At 61.2% G+C, this 18,345-nt stretch carries 20 protein-coding genes and 2 pseudogenes; 16 read left to right on the top strand and 6 right to left on the bottom strand.

Annotation, left to right across the window (positions count from 1 at the left end):
- Positions 1–403 precede the first annotated feature (403 nt).
- A complete protein-coding gene (locus NKI41_RS19980; RefSeq protein WP_352684692.1) occupies positions 404–1,675 on the bottom strand; it encodes a tyrosine-type recombinase/integrase in 1,272 nt (423 codons plus the stop codon).
- Positions 1,676–2,632: 957 nt separating this feature from the next.
- Here NKI41_RS19980 and NKI41_RS19975 point away from each other — a divergent pair.
- The 4 genes from NKI41_RS19975 (at position 2,633) to NKI41_RS19960 (ending at position 6,416) form a co-directional block, all read left to right on the top strand.
- The gene (locus NKI41_RS19975; RefSeq protein ID WP_352502583.1) at positions 2,633–2,944 is read left to right on the top strand and encodes a hypothetical protein; all 312 of its coding nucleotides are present in this window, start codon (positions 2,633–2,635) and stop codon (positions 2,942–2,944) included.
- Complete coding sequence (locus tag NKI41_RS19970; protein ID WP_352612732.1) at positions 2,944–3,990, top strand: DUF7146 domain-containing protein; 1,047 nt, start codon at positions 2,944–2,946, stop codon at positions 3,988–3,990. The genes NKI41_RS19975 and NKI41_RS19970 overlap by 1 nt, the downstream gene beginning before the upstream one ends.
- A 313-nt stretch (positions 3,991–4,303) precedes the next feature.
- A complete protein-coding gene (locus NKI41_RS19965; RefSeq protein WP_352470543.1) occupies positions 4,304–5,239 on the top strand; it encodes an SLOG family protein in 936 nt (311 codons plus the stop codon).
- 847 nt (positions 5,240–6,086) lie between these two features.
- Positions 6,087–6,416, top strand: a complete 330-nt coding sequence (locus NKI41_RS19960; RefSeq protein WP_352470544.1) for a DUF736 domain-containing protein — start codon at positions 6,087–6,089, stop codon at positions 6,414–6,416.
- A 193-nt stretch (positions 6,417–6,609) separates the two neighbouring features.
- Here the strand turns inward: NKI41_RS19960 and NKI41_RS19955 are convergent, their stop codons facing one another.
- The gene (locus NKI41_RS19955) at positions 6,610–6,825 is read right to left on the bottom strand and encodes a helix-turn-helix domain-containing protein (RefSeq protein ID WP_023674290.1); all 216 of its coding nucleotides are present in this window, start codon (positions 6,823–6,825) and stop codon (positions 6,610–6,612) included.
- Positions 6,826–6,951: 126 nt separating this feature from the next.
- Between NKI41_RS19955 and NKI41_RS19950 the strand changes: the two genes are divergently transcribed.
- From NKI41_RS19950 to NKI41_RS19895, 12 genes and pseudogenes are all read left to right on the top strand, one after another.
- Complete coding sequence (locus tag NKI41_RS19950; RefSeq protein WP_352470545.1) at positions 6,952–7,230, top strand: DNA -binding domain-containing protein; 279 nt, start codon at positions 6,952–6,954, stop codon at positions 7,228–7,230.
- A 168-nt stretch (positions 7,231–7,398) separates the two neighbouring features.
- Complete coding sequence (locus NKI41_RS19945; protein ID WP_352452199.1) at positions 7,399–7,584, top strand: transcriptional regulator domain-containing protein; 186 nt, start codon at positions 7,399–7,401, stop codon at positions 7,582–7,584.
- 46 nt (positions 7,585–7,630) lie between these two features.
- The gene (locus NKI41_RS19940; protein WP_352684705.1) at positions 7,631–8,155 is read left to right on the top strand and encodes a DUF2285 domain-containing protein; all 525 of its coding nucleotides are present in this window, start codon (positions 7,631–7,633) and stop codon (positions 8,153–8,155) included.
- A 125-nt stretch (positions 8,156–8,280) separates the two neighbouring features.
- Positions 8,281–8,571: a helix-turn-helix transcriptional regulator gene (locus NKI41_RS19935; RefSeq protein WP_352502580.1), complete on the top strand. Its 291-nt coding sequence runs from the start codon at positions 8,281–8,283 to the stop codon at positions 8,569–8,571.
- A gap of 17 nt (positions 8,572–8,588) precedes the next feature.
- On the top strand, positions 8,589–9,020 hold the full coding sequence (locus NKI41_RS19930) for a replication initiator protein A (RefSeq protein ID WP_352470547.1): 432 nt from the start codon (positions 8,589–8,591) through the stop codon (positions 9,018–9,020).
- Positions 9,017–9,577: a S26 family signal peptidase gene (locus NKI41_RS19925; RefSeq protein WP_352470548.1), complete on the top strand. Its 561-nt coding sequence runs from the start codon at positions 9,017–9,019 to the stop codon at positions 9,575–9,577. The genes NKI41_RS19930 and NKI41_RS19925 overlap by 4 nt, the downstream gene beginning before the upstream one ends.
- 44 nt (positions 9,578–9,621) lie before the next feature.
- Positions 9,622–9,948, top strand: coding sequence for a DUF736 domain-containing protein (locus NKI41_RS19920; protein WP_352470549.1), 327 nt, complete (start codon positions 9,622–9,624; stop codon positions 9,946–9,948).
- A 262-nt stretch (positions 9,949–10,210) separates the two neighbouring features.
- The gene (locus NKI41_RS19915; protein ID WP_352684688.1) at positions 10,211–10,999 is read left to right on the top strand and encodes a lytic transglycosylase domain-containing protein; all 789 of its coding nucleotides are present in this window, start codon (positions 10,211–10,213) and stop codon (positions 10,997–10,999) included.
- Positions 10,996–11,247 carry a hypothetical protein gene (locus tag NKI41_RS19910; protein WP_352470551.1) on the top strand — a complete coding sequence of 84 codons (252 nt, stop codon included), beginning with the start codon at positions 10,996–10,998 and terminating at the stop codon, positions 11,245–11,247. The genes NKI41_RS19915 and NKI41_RS19910 overlap by 4 nt, the downstream gene beginning before the upstream one ends.
- Positions 11,244–12,986, top strand: coding sequence for a relaxase/mobilization nuclease domain-containing protein (locus tag NKI41_RS19905; protein ID WP_352684686.1), 1,743 nt, complete (start codon positions 11,244–11,246; stop codon positions 12,984–12,986). The genes NKI41_RS19910 and NKI41_RS19905 overlap by 4 nt, the downstream gene beginning before the upstream one ends.
- 453 nt (positions 12,987–13,439) lie before the next feature.
- Positions 13,440–13,701: pseudogene (locus tag NKI41_RS19900) on the top strand (CopG family ribbon-helix-helix protein).
- Positions 13,698–14,004: pseudogene (locus NKI41_RS19895) on the top strand (type II toxin-antitoxin system RelE/ParE family toxin). The pseudogenes NKI41_RS19900 and NKI41_RS19895 overlap by 4 nt, the downstream one beginning before the upstream one ends.
- Before the next feature lie 189 nt (positions 14,005–14,193).
- On the opposite strand, the gene NKI41_RS19890 reads toward NKI41_RS19895, so the two are convergent.
- From NKI41_RS19890 to NKI41_RS19875, 4 genes are all read right to left on the bottom strand, one after another.
- Positions 14,194–15,243: an L-idonate 5-dehydrogenase gene (locus NKI41_RS19890; RefSeq protein WP_352470554.1), complete on the bottom strand. Its 1,050-nt coding sequence runs from the start codon at positions 15,241–15,243 to the stop codon at positions 14,194–14,196.
- Entirely contained in the window at positions 15,240–16,646 is a 1,407-nt protein-coding gene (locus NKI41_RS19885; protein ID WP_352455844.1) for a TRAP transporter large permease, read from the bottom strand. The genes NKI41_RS19890 and NKI41_RS19885 overlap by 4 nt, the downstream gene beginning before the upstream one ends.
- Before the next feature lie 3 nt (positions 16,647–16,649).
- Positions 16,650–17,222 carry a TRAP transporter small permease gene (locus tag NKI41_RS19880; RefSeq protein WP_352470555.1) on the bottom strand — a complete coding sequence of 191 codons (573 nt, stop codon included), beginning with the start codon at positions 17,220–17,222 and terminating at the stop codon, positions 16,650–16,652.
- A gap of 144 nt (positions 17,223–17,366) precedes the next feature.
- Positions 17,367–18,341: a sialic acid TRAP transporter substrate-binding protein SiaP gene (locus tag NKI41_RS19875; RefSeq protein WP_023717039.1), complete on the bottom strand. Its 975-nt coding sequence runs from the start codon at positions 18,339–18,341 to the stop codon at positions 17,367–17,369.
- Positions 18,342–18,345: the final 4 nt, after the last annotated feature.

The raw sequence follows: 18,345 nt of genomic DNA, 5'->3' as shown, positions 1-18,345 counted from the left end.
GAGCAACCGATCCCGGCAATGATGATGGACAACGACATGGTTGGCATCGCCAAGGTCTTGCCGATTGACAGTTTCACTCAGAAGCGGTGCGCCGGGCTTGCGGCTAGTGCGCCGTTTGCTGCTGTTTTGAGATTTGGCCAGGCGCGTATTCATTGGCCTCGAAGACAAGCCTCCGTCAAGCCAGGCATCACGATCTTTGCCTCTAATCCTCCCAGATTCAATGTCGCTTTCGGGACCCGGCAAACCGATCCAAGGCACGGCTGCGAGCACGCGCCCTGGGGAGCCGGAGTAGACCTTTGAGCGGGGTGCGGATGGCAGTTTTGAACGTGCGATCCCATCGTCCCGAACGATGTGGATTTACCAGCAAGTCGTTATTGTTCCTGGGCTCCTTCGCCACGTTCGCTCACGACTGGTCGCGTTTCCTTTCGCCGTTTCTGTGGGAAACCTGTGGGATGAGCACACCGCGTTCGTGTCTTGTGATTTGAGTTATACTCGGAACGGTTTGCGGCGACTTGGAGAAAACCGGCTTCTTCGTGATCTTCTCGGCGGCGTCTGCCAAGAAATTAGGATGATGATGGCCGTAAGTTTCGATCAGGACATCCACTGTAATGCCAAGAAAGCCCGCAGCCTGCCACAGATCGGTGCCGGCCTGCATCATCCAAGTCGCCGCGGTGTGGCGGAACACATGCGGAGTAACGTCGGGCCCTAGGCCGGCGATTTCGCGCGCCGTCTTGAAGCTCTTGTCTATCGACTGCACCGGCTTTCCATTCCATTCCACGACAAAATCCTGCGATATCTTGCGACCGATGTTCGCACTTTTGCCGCGCGATTTGGTCTCGAGGTGAAGATCAGTGCGCGCCCAGCGCCGGAGGTGCGCCAGCAGCCGCTCGGGCAACGGTACAGGGGGTTGGCGCTTCTTGGTCTTCCTTGCGCCGGTGGCACCGCGATAGAAGATACCGCGGTCTAGGTCCACATGACCGCGCCCTTTCGTTGGGCGTATGGCGGCACCGCAGATTGCGGCCGAGCGCGTTCCTGTATAAAGTGCGACGAGGATGAAGCGCGCGAGATGTCGCCCAGTGCGCCGGCCACTCTCTTGGCCCTTCCATGTCTGCTTCATTCGCCAAGCTGCCCAGATCAGTGCGGCCGCCTCACTGCGGGTCAACCAGCGTTCGCGGGCGGCGGCCCTGTCTGGCAGGGTGATGACCGGTGCGGCGGTTGTATAACCCTCCTTGCGGTAGTAGTTGATGGCGGCACGAAGATCCTCGAGTTGGCGGCGCGCCGCGGCTTCGGTGGGGCGCGACGCAACGTACTCGCGGCAGAGTTTGCCATTGATGGCGGCGAGAGTTTTTTCCCCGAAGTAATCAAGGACCTTATCCAGCCGAGCCGCCGTCTCTTCTGGTGTCGCGTGCTTCGGTGCAACCTCTTTAAGGTAGAGGTTGACCACATCGGCAATTAAGACGTCCTCGGCTCCCCGCGCTCGGTGGTATTTGCTTCCAATGTAGGCGGCGAGCGCCTTTTCAGCTTCAGTTCCTGGACGGCCTTTTTCGCCGCCGCCAGCGCTGATGAAGCTGGTTCCATCGCGGATAAACCATCCAGCTTTGTTTCGGCGCGTTCCATCTTTTTTCCAGCTTTCGTCACGCCATACCAGGCGTGGCCCTTTCGAAGTCCGCGGCATAGTTCCCTCATCCTCGCGATTGCCATCAAGCTGACGTATTCCTTTCCGGCGATTAGCTCCGTTTCAAGTCGACCGGCGTCACGTTCCTTGCGTAGGCCTGCTGCGCTCATCGAGCCGTCGGGAAAGGCAACTCGCGCAGCGATTTCGACGCGCAGTGGTGTGGTCTCGTCGAATTGGTCGGGGATTTTCATAAGAAGTCCTCAGCAGTTCTTAGGTCTGAGCTGTTCGCCGACCTCGTTGAGCACTCCGTCCTGTCTCGCCGTTCTGGACACGGTCCTGCCGGAGAACTCTTCTTCAAAAAACCGGCTGCGAAAACCGCCCGCCGGAGGTGCTGCGGCGAAGAGGCGCCTTCGACCTGTCAATCGGAGTGGTTGCGCAACAAGTCTATGGCTGGCCTCTGCTTCCAGTCCGGCCAGACACACTCCTAAAGGGATCCGACCATCGTTTCAGTATCGATACGGCCGGCAGGGCCTATTGCGTCGCAACGCCCGCGCGCGCCGCGCCGCGTTCAGGCGAGCAGGGCAGCGGAGTACCTCCTTCGCTTCTTGGCTGGCAGCGTCATTGCTGGCGACGATTAGCGGCAAGCCGCCCGTGATGACCAACCACGTCCAAATCGATTTCCCGTCGCAAAAAGCGCTCTGTTCGCTCTCGAACTCAGCCGCATGCCCTCGGTGTCGCACGCCACAGCGCCGAAGGCGTGATGAAGAACGCAGATACTTCCAATGGGGCGACCGGCCCGCTCGTCGTTCATCGCCGCGCTGTGGTCCTTAATCGCTACTGCTGCACGTTTGTATGTTGCAGCCGCGTTTGTAAACAGGAACGCCGTCACTGAGTTGCTACCCCTCAACAACCTCGGTTGGCTGCCAAGCACAAGAGGACGAGGAGTGCCGGGATCTCCATGACGAGTTTGAAGGTCGAGAGAGAGGCTCTCGACTGCCCGTCTCGGAGTACATCCCGATGGCGACTACCCCTCAGAAAATTACCCTTCTGTCCTCGCGAGACATTGCCTTCAAGAACGTGGAGTTCTCCATGTCCCAGGTCCGCGTCAAGGCTGACATCTGGATCGAGGACCTACCTGACCTCGTAGCCGAAGTGACGACCCACTCGCACCTCCTCGTGCGCAAGACGACCAGTGGTTGCATCGAGCGCCTTGCCGTCGAGATTCGCGCAGGGTCGGCCAGTCCCACTGAGCCACAGGCGCCCGAACCCGCAATTCTGGGCAAGGTGCTGGAGCGCTATCAGCGCATCGACTCGCGGGAGGATGCATGATGCCCCGACGCGACGCGTCCGAACTGGCCCACCGCCTGGGCCGACAGGCCGAAGCGGTTTGTCGCCACTATCTTTCGAACGGACATCGCGAGGGACGCTACTGGCTTGTTGGCGATGTCCGAAACACGCCGGGTCGCTCTATGTTCGTGCGGCTCGTCGGCTCGCAGAGCGGAAAGGGCGCAGCCGGCAAATGGACTGACGCGGCGACCGGGGAGCATGGCGATCTTCTCGATATCATCCGCGAAAGCCGCGGTTTGAGCGACTTCAGGGACGTTGCCCATGAGGCAATAACGTTTCTCGGCCTACCGCATCCCGGACCGGAGCAGACATCAATGCGGTCGAAGTTGCTGGCCGCGCCGTCGGAAATGTCGGAGAAAGCGCGTCGGCTGTTTGCGATGTCGCAGCCGATTGCGGGTACGGTCGTAGAGGCGTATCTGCACAACCGCAGTATTGCCGCTTTGCACGGGACCGGAAGCCTGCGTTTTCACCCGCGCTGCTACTACCGGCCCGACGAACAAGCGCCGACTGAGACCTGGCCGGCGATGATCGCTTCCGTTACCGATCTCGACGGCCATTTGACTGGCGTACATCGCACATGGCTTGATCCTTCCGGCAGGGGCAAGGCACCGGTCAGTACGCCGAGGCGCGCGATGGGCGATCTTCTCGGTCACGCGGTTCGCTTTGGCCTACCGGGCGACGTCATGGCGGGCGGCGAAGGCATCGAGACCGTCTTGTCGCTTCGGTGCATCCTGCCCGATATGGCCATGGCAGCGGCACTCTCGGCCGCCCATCTTGCTGCCATGCTGTTCCCCCTCACACTGAGACGGCTCTACATCGTGCGCGACGCCGATCCAGCCGGTAACGGCGCGCGTGACACCTTGATCGAAAGAGCGAATGCTGCCGGGATCGAGCCGGTCGTGCTCTCGCCGGCACTTGGGGACCTCAACGAAGATCTCTGTACGCTAGGCTTGGATGCCGTTCGAGCAGCAGTCCGTGTTCAGCTCGCCCCGCAGGACATCGCCCGTTTCATGGCAGTGGCGGGATAACTCGGAACGAACAGCCTGTCCGCTGTCGCTATCATCACTTGGATGCTCCTGAAGTCGGAGAGAACCGCGCCTGCGGGCCTTCGAGAGGGCGATCGGCCAGCAAACGACTCGGCCCCGCAATGTCTCCGGCCGACTATTTTCCGGCGCGCTCCCCAAGGGAGCGCTTTCCATCGCGAAGCAAAATAGCCGGCCTCCACCCTCCTCCGCTGACACTCCGGCCCTTCGCTTCGCTGCGGGTGCAGGTCCGTCCCGTCCGCCGGCTTCCGTCGCCATGAAGGCCGCGAGGGTCGCGGTCCAACCGGCGGAGCATCCAATGAGCGAGCATGACGACTACGAACCACAGCACTCGTCTTCACCCATCGACCACGTCCTCACCGAACTCCAGCTCTATGGCTACCGTCCCTTCGTGGATGAGCCTGATCCTCGACCGCTTCCAGAGGGCCACTGCGTCGCCGGCGCGATCGCCGACATCTTCGACGCCCTCATCGTGGCACTGCAAGACACTCGCCTCGAGCCCGATCTCGACGATCTTCTGTGGTCGACCGTCAACATCTTTCACCGCGCCGCAGATCGGATCGAGCGCGAACTCGATCACAACGAGCAGGCGCAGCGCCGCAGCCAGCGTGAGCAGGACGGCAGCGAAGTGAAATCCGTCGAGCTGGAACGCCTGACGGCCGAAGGGCAGACGCTGATCGAACGCCAAAGCGCCTTCGAACTGATGCGTGATCAGGCCGCGGAGCACTACGAGCGCCACACCGGATCGAGTTGGCGACCGCGCAGCGGATCGATAGTCAACCATCGCAACATGACCTCTGCGCTGATCGACAGCCGCGATTTTCTCAGCGCCAAGAAACGCGCCTCGCAGGAAGTCCTTCTGCCACCTGGCCCGAAAATCGCCTTCACCGCTGGGCTCGACTTCAATGACCACCAGCTGATCTGGGCCAAGCTCGACCAGGTCCACGCCAGGCATCCCGACATGGTATTGATGCACGGGAAATCGCCGAAGGGTGGCGAAAAGATCGCCTCCTGTTGGGCAGACCATCGCAAGGTACCCCAAATCGGCTTTGCCCCTGAATGGACAAAGCATGCCAAAGCCGCCCCGTTCAAGCGCAATGATGCAATGCTGGAGGCGCTGCCGATAGGCGTCATCGTCTTTCCCGGGACCGGAATTCAGGACAATCTTGCAGACAAGGCAAAGAAGCTCGGTATCCCAGTCCTCGACTTCCGCCCCAAGGGAGGCGGCACGTAAGCGCTGCCCGCCCCTACCCTTTTTTCGATTGTGCGATACGGCCGCGATCGGGCAGCGGGTACTGTATTTGCAGCTCGCTGGAGTGCTTGGCCCGGGATGCCCGATCTCCGGCTTCCTGCGCCGCCCGTCTTTTTGCGTACTCAAGTCCGCGCCCTAGCAAAGGCGCGCGACGCCGTCACGCTTGCCGTCAACGTTCAGCTGCGTCGCAGCTGGCATCACAGCTGCGAATAACGACGCCCGTTCAACCGAACAGGGCCTGGATCTAGGCGAACTCACCGAACAACCGGCGTGGGCAGGATGCTTTTTTCGGCCATCGCATTGTTAGGATCGTCGCTGACACGGCATCGCGCGACGCACAGTTCGAATCCACAACGGCGTGCCGTCTCGCTCCAAAGATAGCGCATATCCGGTGGTGCACGTCAGCCGTGACTTGAACCGTCACGTGCGTGTCTTATGCGCGTTTCCGACAACAGCTTGCGACTTCGCGATGCCTGTACAGAGGAGCATCGACGCCGGTGATCGTCGTAGCCGGGATTTCGCCAGCGACGGTATCGCCAGGTTCTCCGTTGATGTCTCTATCTGGTGGGCCGCTCCAAACGGCCTCTTTAATGGGCTGATCTGGCCGAAGGTCGGCTGCGCCTCGATCGCCTAAGCCGCAATGGCGCCGATCGACTTTCTTCCCCTGCCGGCTGCGCCGTCATTCCTCGCGAAACAACAAAGTCACTTGGCTGCCATCCTCCGCTGGCGCTGCGGTCGCAAGCGATGCGGCGTCGATCGCCTCCGGCCCGCCGATCGCTATCGAGGCCGCAATGGTGCGGGCTCGAAACAGAGTTCAAGGAGAAAACTCATGGCGATAATCGGAAGCTTCAAGAGGACCGGCAACAACGAGTTCACCGGCGAAATCGTCACCCTCTCGCTCCAGGCCAAGAACGTCCGCATCGTCCCCGAGGCCAACCGCTCTGGCGACAACGCCCCCAGTCACCGTGTCTTCGTCGGGCGGGTCGAGATCGGCGCCGCCTGGTCCAAGCGCTCCAATGAGGGCCGCGACTTTCTCGGCCTGAAGCTGGACGATCCGAGCTTCACCGCTCCGATCTACGCCAACCTCTTCAACGATGAGCAAGGCGAAGACTACAGCCTCATCTGGTCCCGCCCCAACGGCCGCCGCAACGCGGAGTAAAGCCCCGACCAAGGCTCCGCCCGGACGAACAGGGCGGGGCCGTCCTCCTTTTCACGACAAGATGAGCGCAGTCGCTGCGCAACGAGCTCCGTCGGACTTCGGGGCGACTACCTGTCGTGTTCGCGACTGGAGACTTCATTCCTGCATGTCGCCTCGCCGATCATCGAAAATTCGAGGTGTTTCCCGCGTCAACTCACGGTGCCGATTTTCTGATCAACTCGCATGGGTCCACATTCAGCGCAGTTGCGATCCTCCCAAGAACACTGATGCTGGCCGAGACCCGAGCGCGCTCGATCGATCCGACGTAACGCATGCTCAGTCCAGAGCGGGCGGCCAGTTCCTCCTGCGTCACGTTCTGGTCATGGCGCAGACGACGCATGTTGGCCGCCATGATCTCCTTGAGATTCATGGCGGATTAGGGACCAGAAAGGGAACTATCGTTCTAGGAATGATCGTTCCTATTCGCTATGATTGGTGCTCGATCTAAAGGACGGCTCCTTCGAGATCGCGATCGAAATATGAACGGTCAAATACCATGCTTAAACCGCTGCTCGATCCTGATGTCGCCGACATTGCGCCGGATGCCTCGGTCCTGACCGGCTATGACGAGGAGCGTCTGCTCACCTACATTCGCCTGCTTGACGCGGCGGCGGAAGATGCCGATTGGCGAGAGGTGGCCAGGATCGTCTTGCATATAGACCCGGAGCAGGAGCCGGAACGAGCGTTCCGGTCCTGGGAAACCCATCTTGCCCGCGCGCGATGGATAACGACCAGCGGCTACCGATATCTTCTCGCTGGCGGCGCTCCGCACTGACGCGGCCGGCGCTCCACTTTGCTGAGTCGGCATAATGGTTTGTCGACTCTCCAACTATTCAACTTCCTTATCCGCCGGGAATGTTGACGCCGACGCCTCACATCCGGGTACGCGGAGAGGACAGGAACAGTGCAAGGCGATTGGACCGATCCGGCGGCGTATGCACACATGTGCAGCTACCAGGCTACGGAATTCGCTGCCGAGTATCTGATCCGGAATGACGAATTCGTGGCAGAGTGCAGCCAGCTTGCATCGCAACTCGCTGGTTCTGGAGAACCTGCCGGTCAGCCCGATCTCGCCGCCCGTTGGGGCGCGCGATTTCAAAACTGCCGGTGCCGGACTTCCGAAAGCTGACAATATCATCTGGACGGAACAGGCCTCGCCGCGCGTGCTCCGGGTCATGCGGGTATCTACATCCCATCAAACAGTTCGACCTTCCAGCCTTGCCGGAGCCAGCGTTTGGCCGCAGGACGAAGGCCTTCACATTACTTGGTCTACCTTAATTGGGAAAAGTCATCTCGTCGCTGATGACCGCGCCGGTGAATTCAACGCTACCCTTCTGCCGCTCGACGCTGCATTCGAGACGCGGCTCGATGCAGCGCGCCGGTTCTGGCGCGCACTGAACGGCCGGGCAGGAAGTTCATCTTACGGCGCGCTGCCGCAACAGACCAAGACCAGGCATATCCTCAATTTGCGCGCACATGATGGTCACCGCATGGGTGCAACCTATCGTCAGCTCGCGGAGGTGCTGTTTTCGCAAGAGCCGATTGTGCCGCGAGATTGGCGTGATCATCATCTCCGCCACAAGGTCCGAGCTATCTTACGCCGTGCAGCTTTTTTAGTCGCCGGCGGCTATCGCGATCTTCTCTTCTATCCCCACAACCGCAGCGAAAAGTCCGGCCGCCGAAGTCCTTCTTCGGGATAGCAAAGGGGTAGCAAAAACGCGCCCCCCAATCTTTGCCCTCCCTCGCCTTTCCTCATTTCGATCATGGTCCACTTCGCGCGTCCCGGCAGGCCAGGACGACAGCAGAACCGAATGGAGATCGAGCGATGTCGAAGGGTCCCGCGGACGCGCCCCAAAAGTATTTGCGCACGAAGGAGGCAGCACCCATCGTCGGGCTCTGCGTCCGCACACTCGAAAAGCACCGGACCTACGGCACCGGCCCAAAATACCGGAAGGTCGGCGGGCGCGTTCTCTACGACATCAACGACCTGCACGCCTGGATAGAGCTGGGCGCACGCACCTCCACCAGCGATGCCAACGCGACCTATGTTCCGCCGGCAAAACCCCATGCAGCCCGCGCGCCCGCCTATGTCGGCCGGCGCGACCGCAGCTCCTGATCTGTGGCGCACCGAAAATGCAGTATCGCGAGACCGTTCAGCAGCAATTTGCGCTGTCTTATGTCCCCTCAACCGGCTTCCCTCCACGCGGCACGCGGGACGTCGTGGCGCGGCAGCTCGTCTTATTGGTGAAATCCCGCCGCCTGACACCGATCCACCCTCATGCGGGCGAAGAATCGACCTGCGTTGAGGCGGCAAGTGTGCACGGCATGGGAACGATTTGGAACGCTGCCATCCTGGTCTGGGCTGCGTCGCAAACCATCCACGCGCAAGCCAGGAGATTGCAACCGCGCCGCTTGGTAGCGGCGAAACAGCAGCAAATCCTGACCTTCATGTCGCCGCGTCAACGGCGGCACGTCCACAGCCGGATAGCCGCACGCGAGCAGCCGAGTCCATACACCGGCAAGCGTCGTAAAGCTTTCCTGCTGCGCCCCGGGATCGAGTCATGAGCAAACGCACAAAGATCATCGCCACCATGGTTGGCGGCGCAGTGCTCGCCGCGGCGCCGGCATGGATTAGCCATCCGCCGCTGTCCATCTGGAACGCATCGGCGAGCATCCCCGTCGGGCTCTATCGCGTCCAGCCGGCCGACAAAATCGGTATTGCCAATATCGCCGTCATCATGCCGCCCGAGCCATTGGCGGCCTTCATGGCAAGACGCGGCTATCTGCCGAAAAATGTGCCGCTCCTCAAGCATGTTTTGGCACTCGGGGGCGCAACCGTCTGTCGCCAAGGCACAATGATCATCGTCAACGGCAAGACGTATGGACATGCGCGCGAGCGTGACAGTCGTGGTCGATCCCTGCCCATCTGGCAGGGCTGCCGCGACGTTGCCGAGGCCGACGTCTTCCTTATGAACCCGGGTGCAGCCGACAGTTTTGACAGCCGCTATTTCGGCCCGCTCCCGCTCTCATCGATAGTTGGCCGCGCGGTTCCAGTCTGGACCACGGAGCGCACCACTCCGGTACTGGATATCACCAACGATCCCCTCGCTAGCGAGCCGTGAGGGCTCGGCTCGACGCGCACTAACACTCAGAAAGGAGCACTGCAATGACCCAGATCGGAACCTTCACGCGCAATGATGACGGCTTCTTCGGCAATCTCTCCACGCTAACAATCGAGGCGAAGATTGCCATCCTGCCTGCCGAGAAATCCAAAACCGAAAACGCGCCCGACCATCTGATCTATTGCGAAGGGATGGCGATCGGTGCGGCTTGGGACCGCGCCGGAGACAAGGCTGGGGATTACCTCTCCGTCTCAATTGACGACCCGTCCTTTACGCAGCCGATCCGCGCCAAGCTGTTTCGGTCCGATGCAGAGAACAGCGTCTGGAGCCTGCACTGGAACCGATCATCGAAGCGCGACGGGCGAGGCTGAACAGATGCTTCTGGAGCCCTTCGACGAATCTTTCTCGCCAACCCTTTTGATCCATTGCGCGCCGGTCAAACCCTTCGACCCGACCGCCCGCGAGGCAGCCCAGAGGGGGCCGGACACTTGCTTGTGGCTGCGGACGCCGATTTCATCACAATTTTGGCAAAGCCGGTTCGATTGGCGAGCCCCTGCCCTTAACGGAAGCGAACACCGTCGCAGGCTGGCGGCGCATCGGTTCTGCGGTCTGCGGGACGCAGCCCACAGAGGCATGACGACGTTTGCCGCATGTGTGATGCTCGGCTTCGTGGCGCCCGAAACTGGTGCAGCGGCTTCCTCTGCTGGTGAACGGCCGGCGCACTCCGAGTCGACGATCTTGTCGGCTGGCCCGTGGTCGCGGCATATCCGGGAAGCGTCAAAACGCTTCGCCATTCCAGAGCAGTTGCTGCGCGGCGTCATGCATGTTGAGAGCGTCGGCGATGTTCGTGCGCTTTCAAGCAAGGGCGCAATGGGCTTGATGCAGATCATGCCGGCGACGTGGCAAGAACTGCGCATCAAATACCGTCTCGGTGACGATCCGTATCAACCGCGTGACAACATTCTTGCAGGTGCAGCATATCTTCGCGAAATGCTCGACAGCTTCGGGCGCAGCGGCTTTCTTGCCGCTTACAATGCCGGTCCTGGTCGGTACACGGAACATCTCTTAACCGGCCGTCCGCTGCCACGCGAGACGGTCGACTACGTCAGGAAACTTGCGCCGCTGCTCGATGGTGCAGTTCTCACTCCGCGGCGCGCGCGGCACGGAAGGGGCAGAGCCAGCTCACTCCGTGCAACGATCTTTCCGCATCCCCATGACATTCGGAACGCCGCTGCATCGGATGGCAATGGTTATGCCGAGACGATCTTTGCGGCGATTCATTCGTCTGCAATGCGGTCGCCAATGGGCAATCCTGCTGCGGACCTGACCGCGATCGAGCCACAGCCGGGTGAAACCGATTTCCAATCGAACCACGCCGGTTCCGGCCTATTCGCTCAGCCCTCTTTAGCCATATCGCAATGATCGCCACGTTCCTCCTCAATTGCATTCCGGCCTGTTCCGTCGCGGAAATTCCGGCGGAAGGGTTGGCTGTGGATGAGAACAGAGAGATTGGCAGGATAAAGGGCCGCGAGGTGCGGCTCGGTTCGGCCGATTGTTTTCCTTACAATTTTCGTCTCATTTCGCAATGTGCTGGCACAATCAGCGATGTGCGCTATTCCCAATTTTTCAGTGTTTCAATGGAAACCGCACCTCGTGGCCGTCTAGCATGAAGCGTGACGATAGCTTTCGCGTCCGCCCTGGTCGCATCCGCTCCCGCGCCGGCCAGCGCGCACGACCCTTCATCTTCCAGGCTCTTGCGGCCACACAGCGCGCCGGCGGTCACCTTACACGCGAGGGTCGGATCACCTCCCCGCGAGCTTCAACGTTTGGCCGCGGCAGGTCAGCGAGCATCCGCGCCAGTCGCCTCATCTCTGACCGGTCACGCGGCGCCGTCGTCAAGACCCGTGTGGTACGGCAGTTCAGAGGGTCTGGGCCACTCGCCACCCATCTCAAATATCTTCGCCGCGAAGGTGTTACACGTGATGGTGAGAAGGCGAGGATGTTCGGTCCCGACACCAAAGATGCAGATCATGACGCCTTCTGCGACCGCTGCAAGGATGATCGGCATCACTTCCGTTTCATCGTTTCGCCAGACGATGCAATGGAGCTCGGCGACCTCAAGAACTTCGCTTGTGACCTGATGGCCGACATGGCGCGCGACCTCGGCACGAGGCTCGACTGGATAGCCGTCGATCACTGGAACACCGAACATCCGCACGTTCACATCCTCGTTCGCGGCGTTGCCGACGATGGCGAGAGCCTTGTCATCTCGCGGGACTACATCCGCCAGGGCATGCGCGATCGGGCGAGCGACATTCTCACCCAGACGCTTGGGCTCCGCATGGACCTCGACATCCGCCGGGCCATCGAGCGCCAGGTCGACACTGAGCGCTGGACGCAGCTCGATCGCCAGCTTGTTCGTGACGCCGACCGTCATGGTATCATTGATCTCGCGCCACATCCTGATCGCCGGCCCGACGAGTTCCTGGGGCTCAAAGTCGGCCGGCTGCGGCAACTGGAAAGCCTGGGCCTCGCGAACGAGATCCGTCCCGGCCAGTGGATAGTGGTCGAACAGGCCGAGCCCACTTTGCGCGCCCTCGGTGAACGCGGCGACATCATCAAGCGCATGCACCGCAGCCTCACTGTGCATGGGCTAGAAAAAGGGACGGCCGACTATGTGCTAGCCGCCGAAAGGATTGATGCGCCCGTGATCGGCCGACTGCTCGAACGCGGCCTTTATGACGAACGGCGCGGCGCGGCCTATGCCATCGTCGATGGCATTGATGGACGCACGCACCACATTCGCTTCCATGACCCTGATGCGGCCGGAGACTCCGACCCGGGCTCGGTCGTGGAGTTGTGCCGCGATGCGAGTGCAAATGGCGGTGGCCGGGTCACGCTCGCGGTCCGCTCCGACCTGTCAATCGAACAGCAGGTCCATGCTTCCGGCGCGACTTGGCTCGATCGCCAACTCGTTGCACGCGAGCCTGCCGAATTCGGTGACGGCGGCTTTGGTAGGGACGTAAGACAGGCACTGCAAGATCGGGTCGACCACCTTGTCAGCCGCGATCTGGCCAGGCGCGAGGGACAGCGCGTCATTCTTGTGCGCAATCTGATCGATACTTTACACGATCATGAGGTGGAATCGCTCGGTGCCCGCCTCGCCGCCCAGACGGGCCTCTCGTTCACGAAGGCTGCCAACGGCGATCATGTGGCTGGGATTTACCGGCGGCGTTTCTCGCTGGCTTCAGGCCGGCTCGCGATGATCGACAATGGACTCGAATTCAAGCTCGTGCCCTGGTCGCCGTCGCTCGAAAAGCGATTGGGTAATCAAGTCATCGGGGTCGTGTGCTCGGATATGGGGGGCGTGGATTGGAACCTGGGAAAGAAGCGCGGCATCGGGCTATGAAGGTTCCAGGCGTATGCTCTATCCTGATGCTGGGAAGCCAGCACGGTCGCACATTCTATTTGTACCTGCACAGTGAAGCGCCGATTGCCTCGCAAAAAACAGGGACTTTGCGCATCCTCGATTCAGTCTGGCGCCGGCAATCGCAGCACTGGCGCTGTTTGCCTTCGTCTATCACTGGAATAGCTATCTCTGGCCGCTGACCGTTCTACAGGGCAATGCACACGAATATCCGATCGTCATCAGCCTTAGTCGCCTGCTCAGCTACAATCGAGGCGCTCTCAACACGGGACTGGTGATGGCTGGCGCGACGCTTGCCGTGCTCCCGCCACTGGTGCTCTTCGTCTTGCTGCAGCGCTTCTTTGTGGATTCGATCGTCGGCTCGGCGGTCAGGGGATAATGAACCAGCGCGGCGCTCTGTGCTAAGGTGTACACAGATCAACACAGGACACCGCTATGGCCGCTAGCACCACTATGACAATTCGCGTCAGTCCCGATGTAAAGGAAAAGCTCGACCGGATCGCAACCGACACCCGGCGTAGCAAGTCGTTCCTCGCAGGTGAAGCCGTCGCAGCGTATGTCGATCGCGAGCTTGAAAATCATTGAAGGTATCAAGCGCGGCCTTGCTGATGTCGAAGCTGGGCGCATCGTGTCTCATGATAAGGCTATAGCAGAAATTTATGCCGCGATTGATGCCGGCACGGGCCGCAAGGTGTGACGCGAGCCGTTCAGTGGTCTCGCGGTGAGCTGGACGACATCAAGGAACAGATCGGCTATATCGCAGGATAATCCGCGCGCTGCGCGCCTGGTAGCAGACCGGATTCTGGACGCAGGGGCCGCGCTTGGGGAAATGGCAACCGGGCGACCCGGCCGTGTATCCGGCACCTATGAAAAACCTGTGAGTCGCCTGCCCTACATCATCGCTTATGCCGTGACCGCCAAGGGCGCCCGAGAAAGCATTTCAATTTTGCGGGTGATCCACGCAGCGCGCGATTGGGAGGACGAGGAATGGCCGAACTGAACGAAATCTCGCGACGAAGGGGCTTTAATCGCGAGCGGATTTGCTGCCAACAATTTTGACAGCAAGCTGCCGGGTATTGCTCCCGAGTTTAACCGGAGACCTGGGTGGGAGCATATACGTCGAGCACGTTCTGAGTTTCGTCCGTTCGCAATGAGTTATGGCTGCTAACGATCTGGCAAGAACCACGATTCAGTCCGCGGTCAGCACGACCTTGACACTCTGTGAACGGTCGGCGGCAAGTCGGAAGGCATCGGTGGCGCAAGAAAGCGTGCGCTCCGCTGTCATCAGCTTCAGGACGTCCACCTCCCCCGACACGATGAGATCGACCGCCCGGCCGAACTCCGTGCCGAAGCGGAATGTGCCTTTGAGGTCGATCTCCTTGGCCATTACTGCATTGGCAGGCAGCGGGATGTGGCCACCGGGAAGATTGCCGACCTGGACCACCGTGCCGCCGCGCCGGACACTGGCGATCGCCGCGGCAAGGCCGGCGGCAGTGCCTGAAATCTCGAACGCGACATCAAGCGAATCCCCGGCAGCAAGCGCCTGGAGTTCGGCGTCGCCGCCGGAAAGGTCGATCGTCCTGTCGGCGCCAAGCCGGCGGGCGAAGGCGAGCGGCGCGGCGGCGATATCGACGACGGTCAGTTCAGCGCAGCCGGCAAGCCTGGCCGCGAGCATGGTCAAGAGACCGATGGGGCCGGCACCGAACAGGACGACGTTGCGGCCCCTGACGTCGCCCACCCGCGCGACGGCGTGCAGACTGACCGCCAACGGCTCGGCAAGTGCGGCCGCCTGGTAGGCCACGTCAGATGGAACCTTGAAACATTGCGCGGGCGTGGCGTCGAACAGACTGGCGAATCCGCCCTGCATATGCGGCGTCTTCGATGCCGAGCCCATGAAATAGATGTTCTCGCAGAGATTGGCGCGGCCTTCCAGGCATCGCGCGCAACGCCCGCACCAGCGCGACGGATTGACCGCGACATGGTCGCCGATGCCGAGGCCGGGCGCGGCGCCGTTGATCTCGACGATTTCGCCTGAGATTTCGTGGCCGAGGACAAGCGGCGAAGTGACGACGAAGTCGCCGGTACGGGCATGGCGGAAATAATGCAGGTCGGAGCCGCAGATGCCCCCTGCCCCAAAGCGCACCCGCACCATACCTGGTGCCAGCGGTTCAAGCGGACGCTCCACGACGCGCAGGTCCTGCGGGCCGAACAGCGTCGCGGCAATCGCCTGGCCACTCACCGGATCAAGCCCATCTCGGTCGGCAGCCAAAGCGTGATGGCGGGTATGAAGGTGATCAGAAGCAGCGCCACGATAAGCGGCACCAGCCACGGCAGGATCGCCATGGTGGTGCGCTCAACCGAGAGCTTGGCAACGCGCGACAACACAAAGAGCACCATGCCGAGCGGCGGGTGCAAAAGCCCGATCATCAGGTTGAGCGTCATGATCAGCCCGAAATGCACAGGGTTGATGCCGTAGACGGCGGCGACCGGCAGCAGGATCGGCACCAGAATCGTGATCGCGGCGATCGTATCGAGGAAGCAGCCGACCACCAGCATCAGGATGTTGACCAGGATCAGGAAGACCCACTTGTTTTCGGTGAGCGCGAAAATGAAGTTCGAGAACAGCTGTGCTGCCTGGCTGACGGTGAGCAGCCAGGCGAAGATCGATGCGGCGGTGACGATGAAAAGCACCGAGGCGGTCGTCTCGATCGTGTCAAAGCTGGCCTTGGCAAGCAAACGCAGCGTCATCGTGCGGTAGCGCACCAGCCCGAGGAAAAGCGACCAGATCACAGCCGCCATCGCCGCCTCGGTCGGCGTGAACCAGCCCATCGTCATGCCGCCGATCAGGATAACCGGCGTCATCAGCGCCATGACCGCGGAGAAATCGAAATACCAGTCCGCCACGATCAGCACCAGCAGCGCTATGCCGACCGCGATATTGATCGACAGGCCAAGCTGCACCAGCACATAGCAGCCAATCGGAAAGGCAGCCACCACCAGCACCTCGCCCGCAGCTTCGGCCAGCCGCCGAAGCTCGAAGGATGTGTCGGAGCCCCAGCCGCGCCTGTAGGCGAAGATGGCGACCGTGATCATCATCAGCACGGTCATGACCACGCCGGGCAGGATGCCGGCCATGAACAGCGCGCCAATCGAGACATTGGCCATCATGCCGTAGATGACGAAGGGCAGCGAGGGCGGAAAGATCGGCCCGAGCGTGGCGGAAGCGGCGGTAACCCCGACCGCGGCGTCGATAGGATAGCCGTGGTCCTTCATCGCCTTGATCTCGATGGTGCCGATGCCGGCGGCGTCGGCGAGAGCGGTGCCCGACATGCCGGAAAAGATCACCGATCCGATGATGTTGACCTGCGCCAGGCCGCCTTTCATCCAGCCGACCAGGGCAAGGGCGAAGGAATAGATGCGCCCGGTCACGCCGGCGATGTTCATGAGGTTGCCGGCCAGGATGAAGAACGGAACGGCGAGCAGCGGAAAGCTCTCCACCCCGGCGATCATGCGCTGGGCCGCGATGATATCGGGCGCGACGCCGTAGATGACGAGGTAAAGGATCGACGCGGCCGCCATCGAAACGGCGACCGGCACGCCGATGAGCATCAGGACAAGAAAGCCCCCGACCAGAAGCAGCATCGCTCAGACCCCCGCCGTCTCGAACGCGCCAGGACGCTCGAGCACCGAATAGCCGCGCCTGTAATTGCCGATGAAGACCTGGATCGAGCGCAGTAGCATCAGCACGAACCCGGCCAGTACGGCGTAGAAAAACCAGCGCCGCGGCAGGTTGACGGTGACCATGCGCTCATGCGCCACGATCGTGACGTAGCGCCACATCAGCCAGGACCCGTAGCCGAAGAATGCAATGCGGATAACATCGACGGCGAGCGCCAGCCAGCGGCCGACGCGCTCCGGCAGATAGTGGTAAAGCACGTCGACATGGATATGGCGCGAAAGGCGCACGCACATGGCGGCGCCCAGAAAAACGACGACGACGAGCGCGTTGATGGCGATCTCCTCGGTCCACGCAAGGCTGTTGTTCAGCGCATAGCGGGTGAAAAACTGCAGGAAGACACACACGACCATGCCCCAGAATACGGCAAGCGTGATCCAGTCCTCGATGCCGTGGTCCGACAGGTCGACGTGTACCGGCACCTCCTCGAAGGCGTGCGCGATCTCTCCGACGGTGATCTCGATGTGGTGTTCCTCGGCCATCGGCGCGGGCTCCCGAAGCTGGTGGGTCGTCAAGGATTGAAAAGGCCGTCCGGCGCAATTTGGAGCCGGACCGAAGAGCAGGTTAAAGCAGCAAATCCGATTGCCGCTCTATCCTCTTGATTAAGCATTCGATTTGCCGATGGCCTACTTGATGGCGCGGATCGCTTCCCAATCGGCCTTGTTGTAGCCGAACTCCTCGAAGGTGACCTTCTCCAGCACATTCTTCTCGAAGTCGGCACGGTCGACATCGGTTACGCTGATGCCGCGGTCCTTGAATACCTGCACCAGTTCCTTTTCGCGGGCGACGATCTTTGCCGTGGCGCGGGCGGCAGCCTCCTGCATCACCTCGGTGAAGATCTTCTTGTCTTCGTCGGAAAGCGAGGCCCAGCGCGACGCCGATATGATGGTGTTGAGATGATCGACGATATGGCCAGTGAGCACGATGTTCTTCTGCACCTCGTAGAATTTCTTCGCCTCGATGGTGGTCAGCGGATTCTCCTGGGCCTCGACCGTGCCGTTCTGCAGGGCCAGATACACCTCGGCGAAGGCAATCGGCGCGGTGTTGGCGCCGCAGGCACGCGGCATGGCCAGATAGGCCGGCACGTCGGGAACCCGCATCTTCAGGCCCTGCATGTCGGAGCACTTGGCGATCGGACGGTTCGAGGTGGTCTGCCGCGTCCCGTAATAGGTGGTGGCGGCGATGTGATTGCCGGTCTTGTCCTCATAGCCCTTGGTCAGGGCCTTGTAGACGTCGCTCTTGGTGTATTTCAGCAAATGGTCGGCATCGCGGAAAGTGTATGGGAAATAGGTGACGCCGATCGGTGGATATTCGCGCGCCGCGAAGCTCGATCCGGAAATGATGATATCGACGGTACCGAGCATCAGGCCCTGGTTGATGTCTGCTTCCTTGCCAAGCTGCGAGGCCGGATAGACGTCGATGGCGTAGCGGCCCTGGGTGCGCTTCTTGATTTCGTCGGCCGCCCACACGGATTCGGTGTGGAAGGGCTCCGTCGTCTCGTAGACATGCGCCCATTTCAGGACCGTTTCCGCCGAGGCCGACGCCATGGGTATGGCAATTGCGGCGATCGCACCGAGCAGAACTGCGTATTTTCTCAGCATCTAA

The sequence above is a fragment of the Mesorhizobium sp. M0601 genome, from assembly GCF_040320845.1.
In the GTDB taxonomy this organism is placed as follows: Bacteria; Pseudomonadota; Alphaproteobacteria; order Rhizobiales; family Rhizobiaceae; genus Mesorhizobium.
Note: the sequence above shows the minus strand (reverse complement) of the source record. Positions and strands in the feature narration are given on the sequence as shown.

Excerpts from the sequence above, each read along its gene's own strand:
- NKI41_RS19955 (WP_023674290.1), bottom strand. The coding sequence starts at position 6,825 with ATGAATCTCAAGGAGATCATGGCGGCCAACATGCGTCGTCTGCGCCAT.
- NKI41_RS19935 (WP_352502580.1), top strand. The coding sequence starts at position 8,281 with ATGTCGAAGGGTCCCGCGGACGCGCCCCAAAAGTATTTGCGCACGAAG.
- NKI41_RS19980 (WP_352684692.1), bottom strand. The coding sequence starts at position 1,675 with ATGCCGCGGACTTCGAAAGGGCCACGCCTGGTATGGCGTGACGAAAGC.
- NKI41_RS19940 (WP_352684705.1), top strand. The coding sequence starts at position 7,631 with ATGCGGGTATCTACATCCCATCAAACAGTTCGACCTTCCAGCCTTGCC.
- NKI41_RS19880 (WP_352470555.1), bottom strand. The coding sequence starts at position 17,222 with ATGGCCGAGGAACACCACATCGAGATCACCGTCGGAGAGATCGCGCAC.
- NKI41_RS19925 (WP_352470548.1), top strand. The coding sequence starts at position 9,017 with ATGAGCAAACGCACAAAGATCATCGCCACCATGGTTGGCGGCGCAGTG.
- NKI41_RS19885 (WP_352455844.1), bottom strand. The coding sequence starts at position 16,646 with ATGCTGCTTCTGGTCGGGGGCTTTCTTGTCCTGATGCTCATCGGCGTG.
- NKI41_RS19920 (WP_352470549.1), top strand. The coding sequence starts at position 9,622 with ATGACCCAGATCGGAACCTTCACGCGCAATGATGACGGCTTCTTCGGC.
- NKI41_RS19910 (WP_352470551.1), top strand. The coding sequence starts at position 10,996 with ATGATCGCCACGTTCCTCCTCAATTGCATTCCGGCCTGTTCCGTCGCG.
- NKI41_RS19905 (WP_352684686.1), top strand. The coding sequence starts at position 11,244 with ATGAAGCGTGACGATAGCTTTCGCGTCCGCCCTGGTCGCATCCGCTCC.
- NKI41_RS19950 (WP_352470545.1), top strand. The coding sequence starts at position 6,952 with ATGCTTAAACCGCTGCTCGATCCTGATGTCGCCGACATTGCGCCGGAT.
- NKI41_RS19915 (WP_352684688.1), top strand. The coding sequence starts at position 10,211 with ATGACGACGTTTGCCGCATGTGTGATGCTCGGCTTCGTGGCGCCCGAA.
- NKI41_RS19960 (WP_352470544.1), top strand. The coding sequence starts at position 6,087 with ATGGCGATAATCGGAAGCTTCAAGAGGACCGGCAACAACGAGTTCACC.
- NKI41_RS19970 (WP_352612732.1), top strand. The coding sequence starts at position 2,944 with ATGCCCCGACGCGACGCGTCCGAACTGGCCCACCGCCTGGGCCGACAG.
- NKI41_RS19965 (WP_352470543.1), top strand. The coding sequence starts at position 4,304 with ATGAGCGAGCATGACGACTACGAACCACAGCACTCGTCTTCACCCATC.
- NKI41_RS19875 (WP_023717039.1), bottom strand. The coding sequence starts at position 18,341 with ATGCTGAGAAAATACGCAGTTCTGCTCGGTGCGATCGCCGCAATTGCC.
- NKI41_RS19945 (WP_352452199.1), top strand. The coding sequence starts at position 7,399 with ATGTGCAGCTACCAGGCTACGGAATTCGCTGCCGAGTATCTGATCCGG.
- NKI41_RS19975 (WP_352502583.1), top strand. The coding sequence starts at position 2,633 with ATGGCGACTACCCCTCAGAAAATTACCCTTCTGTCCTCGCGAGACATT.
- NKI41_RS19930 (WP_352470547.1), top strand. The coding sequence starts at position 8,589 with ATGCAGTATCGCGAGACCGTTCAGCAGCAATTTGCGCTGTCTTATGTC.